This is a genomic window from bacterium, assembly GCA_035528375.1.
Taxonomy (GTDB): Bacteria; RBG-13-66-14; RBG-13-66-14; order RBG-13-66-14; family RBG-13-66-14; genus RBG-13-66-14.
In genome coordinates, this window is the sequence record DATKYS010000008.1 from 1 (window position 1) to 4,225 (window position 4,225).

Sequence of the window (4,225 nt, forward strand, 5' to 3'; positions counted from 1 at the left end):
CGGTCGGCCCCTACATTCGGCAACCACAGGAACGGGCGACCGTGGACTCATCGCCCCTACGCCAAATCGTTGTCGTGTGTAAATGTAGGGCGGGGATTTTAATCCCCGCCGTTTTCGCCCCTCTCCCTAGCCCTCCCCCCAGAGGGGGGAGGGGGATAGCCGGCCTACATCAGCTCCAAAAAACTCGCCAGGCGGTCGAAGATGCCGTCCGCGTTCAGGCCGTACTTGGCCAGAAGGTCCAGCGCCTCCCCCGACTCGGCGAACTCGTCGTCCACGCCGATGAAGAGCATGGGCGTGGGGCGGTGCCGCGCCAGGACCTCGGCCACCGCGCCGCCCAGCCCCCCGAGGACGTTGTGCTCCTCCACCGTCGCCACCTTCCCGCAACGCTCCGCCAGCTCAACCACCGTCTCCTGGTCCAGCGGCTTGAGGGTGGAGACGTTGACGACGGCGACCTCGGCCCCGAGCTCGGCCAGCCTCTCGGCGGCCACCAGGGACTCGTACACCATGTGCCCGGTGGCGAGGACGGCCAGGTCCGAGCCCTCGCGGTAGACGCGGATCTTCCCGACCTCGAAGGGGGTGCGGTCGGTGGTCACCACGGGTAACGGCACCCGGCCCATGCGGATGTAGACCGGCCCTGGGTGGTCCACGGTGGCGCGCATGATGGGCCCCACCTGCGCCGCGTCCGCCGCCGAGACCAGCGTCATGTTCGGCAGGCTCCGCAGGAGCGCGATGTCGGAGATGGCGAAGTGGGTCGGCCCGTCGGGCCCCACGGAGATGCCGCCGTAGGGACCGCCGAAGCGCACCGGCAGGTTCGGGTAGCACACGCTCACCCGGATCTGGTCCCAGGCCCGCCCCGACAGGAACACCCCGAAGCTGTTCACGTAGGGGATTTTCCCCGAGAGCGCCAGCCCCGCCCCGGTGCCCACCAGGTCCTGTTCGCTGATGCCCACGTCGAAGAAGCGCCGCGAGATTTTTTTGTCCTCGGCGTCGCGGATGAGCTTCCCCTCGGTGGAGTTGGCCAGGTCGGCGTCGAGGCAGACCACCTCGGGCCGCGTCCGCGCCAGCTCCAAAAGCGCCTCCCCGTAAACCTTCTTGCAGGCCTGCCAGTTTTCGGCCTTCGAGGCCTCTTCCAGGGGCGCGAGGTGCATCGCCTTGACGAGGGCCATCAGCGACCACCCCCCCGGGCGAGCTTCAGGCAGCATTCCGGAGTTTCCGGGGCGCAGCCGCAGACCTCGCCCACGGCCCGGACCAGCTCTTCGGAGTTCGGCGCCCGGCCGTGCCAGCCCGCCTGGTCGGTCATGAAGGACACCCCCCGCCCCTTGTGGGTGTGGGCGATGATGCAGGTCGGCTTGCCCCTGGTTTCCCGCGCCTCCGCGTAGGCCCGCCGCAGCTCGGGAAAACTGTGGCCGTCGCAGTCTATAACGTGGAAGCCGAAAGCGCGCCACTTGTCCGAGAGCGGCTCCAGCGCCATCACCTTCTCGGTATCGCCGTCGATTTGCAGGCGGTTGCGGTCCACGACGGCCGTGAGGTTGTCCAGGCCGTAGTGGGCGGCGGTCATGGCCGCCTCCCAGCACTGCCCCTCGTCGAGCTCCCCGTCGCCCAACAGGCACCAGTAGCGGGAGTCCCGGCCGTCGAGCCGCGCCGCCAGCGCCATCCCGTTCGCTATACTGAGCCCCTGGCCCAGCGACCCGGTGCTCGCGTCAATCCCGGGGGTGTGTATCGAGGGGTGCCCCTGGAGGATGTGGCCCACCTCGCGCAGGTGGCAGAGCTCCTCGGCGGGGAAATAGCCGCAGTAGGCCAGAAGGGCGTAGAGGATGGGGCAGGCGTGGCCCTTGGAGAGGACGAAGCGGTCGCGGTCGGGCCGCTGGGGGTCCGCCGGGTCGTGGCGCAACTCGCCCAGGTACAAAAGGCTCAGAATCTCCACCGCCGAGAGGGACCCGCCGGGGTGCCCCGAGCCGGCCCGGTGGGTCATGCACACGATCTCGCAGCGGAGAAGCTTCGCCAGCTCGACGAGCGGCTCGTCCCGGTCGAACTCGGGTTTCGGGTAGGGGAAAGCGGTCAATGCGGGGGTGCTCCTGGGATGGAGTGGGGGGATTTTCACCGAAATAATGCCATTAAATCGCCCCGGGCGCAACCGGGGTATCGTCGGTTCTTCGCGGCGGAATAAGCGCCTTCACTTGTAATCTAGAATTCGTATGTGATGGAAATTTTCTGAGCGATGGGGACGCCGTTCTGGGTGGCAGGCTCCCACTGGGAGGCCCAGGCCGCCTCGATGGCCGCCTGATCGGCCTCTGCCTTGCCGGTGCTGCGAATGACCCAGACCTTGCCGACATTGCCCGCCTCATCAATGTAAAGCCCGATGGAGCAGGTGCCGGACCAACCCTCCGCCTTGAGCGCGGGAGGGTACACGGGATCCGGGGCGGAAATCTTTTCGGGTTGGGTTTGGTTGGTATTGTCGGCGGCGGCAGCGGTCTCGTCAGTGGTGATGTAGTCGGCGGCGGCGCTGGGGGCGTTGCGGGCTTCGTTAGCGTGGCTGATAGCGGCGCTGAGTGCGTTATCGAGGTAGTCCTGGGCATCTGAGATAGCGGCATCCAAGATAACGTCGATGAGTTGCTCATAGGCGGAGCTGTAGTAATTACCGGCTACCGCTTCAGCCTTATAGGTATTGTGTTCGTTATAGGCAGCTTCAACCCTTGCTGAATATTCGGCGTAGGCTTTATCGGCATATATCTTATAGGTGGCGTCGTACGCGGCGTTGGCCTTCTCATTCCTTTCATGGGCGGCTGCTCTTGCAATTAAATCGTTTTCGGCGGCCCAGTCGGCGGCGTAATCTTCAATAATCTTCCTGTAACCGGGGGAGTCTAAGGTTCTGGGTGTGGCGATGGCCTCATATTCTGCGTAAGCAGCATGGGCGGCAGCGAGAGCGGCCTCGTCGAGGGCAGCGGTGTAAACGGCATAGGCGGAGGCTCGTGCTGCCTCGTCGGGGGCAGCGGCGTATACGTCGTAGGCGTTGACTAGGGCATCGTAGGCGGCTTTGGCATAAGCTTCGGCGGGGTTCTCACTGATGGCCTCGGTGGCGGAGGCGGCGGCAAAAAAGACTGTGCAGATAACGAAAAGGACGGCGATGGTGTTCTTCATTGTATCCTCCATTACAGGGCCGGGGTTAGCCACCGGGAAGTAGAATTTACTTTACTCCGGCTTCGCGGACTTGTCCAGCTCCACGACACGGACCCCGGCGGGCGGCGTCAGGTCGAAGAGATTCCCGGGCAGTGCGGGGTTCACCTCCTGGGAGGAGAAGGATATTTCCACCGAGGAGTCGGCGTAATTTTCCAAAAGTATCCGGTAGGGGCGCAGGAGGCCGTCCGTCTCGGCGTAATCGGAATAGACGATCCGCAGGGCGGGCGCGTCGTCGGAGTCGTAGAGCACCTGCTCCAGCGGCACGGGCGCGGCGGGGTCCACCGTCATCAAAAGGGCCCGCGTACCGTCCTCCCGGCGCAGAGCCAGGCGCGTCGGATCGCCCTCGTTCTCCTGCCGCACGTAGCGGACGGTGCCATCGAAGCCTTCGCCCCGGACCAGCGGCTCGGCCAGGAGCGCCCGAATCAACAGGTCCAGATCCAGCGGCACCCCGACGAGCCTCTCCACGTTCCCCGGCGAGGCCGCGCCCTCGGCCCACACCCCGTCGGCGACGTAGTGCACCGCCATCCGGCCGCCGGTGACGCGCGTCACCACGGCGATCTCCCCCATAGGCCCGAGGCTTTCGACGTAGACCGAGTCCGGGCGGGCGAAGGCCAGGCCGTGTTCCGTGGCTGGCAGAACGCCGTCGGGCGTGCGAGCGGTCAGGGTGACCACCCCCGAGGCCGACTCCAGCCGCCGGGCGTAGGCGTCCATTTCCCCGAGAAGCTCTTCGGCGGTGACCTTCGGCGGAGTTGTGATAACCGGCTCCGGTCCCGGCACGCAGGAGGTCAGAGCGGCGCAAAGTGTTGAAATGACGAGGGCGGCGCGGTTTCTTCTCACGCCGGAAGTTTACCACGCCGTCCCCGGCGCGGGCAACGGTGGCGACGGCCGGTTTGGGGTGTGTGAACATTCGCCCCTCGCCCCGGTTGTGAATGTAGGGGCCGACCGACGGCGCGCCGTTCAGGTCGGCCCGTTTTTTTCAAAGGCAGCCCTCACCCCGACCCGTCGGCGCGCCGCTCCCACGGGGAGAGGGGGACCGCTACACCCCCCT

Annotated in this window: 4 protein-coding genes; all 4 read right to left on the minus strand. The window is 66.2% G+C overall.

Annotated features, from left to right (window positions below; all coding sequences use genetic code 11):
- Positions 1-164: 164 nt before the first annotated feature.
- Complete coding sequence (locus tag VM054_00485) at positions 165-1,166, minus strand: transketolase C-terminal domain-containing protein (protein HUT97533.1); 1,002 nt, start codon at positions 1,164-1,166, stop codon at positions 165-167.
- Positions 1,166-2,062, minus strand: a complete 897-nt coding sequence (locus VM054_00490) for a transketolase (protein ID HUT97534.1) — start codon at positions 2,060-2,062, stop codon at positions 1,166-1,168. The genes VM054_00485 and VM054_00490 overlap by 1 nt, the downstream gene beginning before the upstream one ends.
- Positions 2,063-2,184: 122 nt before the next feature.
- The gene (locus VM054_00495; GenBank protein ID HUT97535.1) at positions 2,185-3,138 is read right to left on the minus strand and encodes an energy transducer TonB; all 954 of its coding nucleotides are present in this window, start codon (positions 3,136-3,138) and stop codon (positions 2,185-2,187) included.
- A 51-nt stretch (positions 3,139-3,189) separates the two neighbouring features.
- Positions 3,190-4,014: a hypothetical protein gene (locus tag VM054_00500; GenBank protein ID HUT97536.1), complete on the minus strand. Its 825-nt coding sequence runs from the start codon at positions 4,012-4,014 to the stop codon at positions 3,190-3,192.
- Positions 4,015-4,225 lie beyond the last annotated feature (211 nt).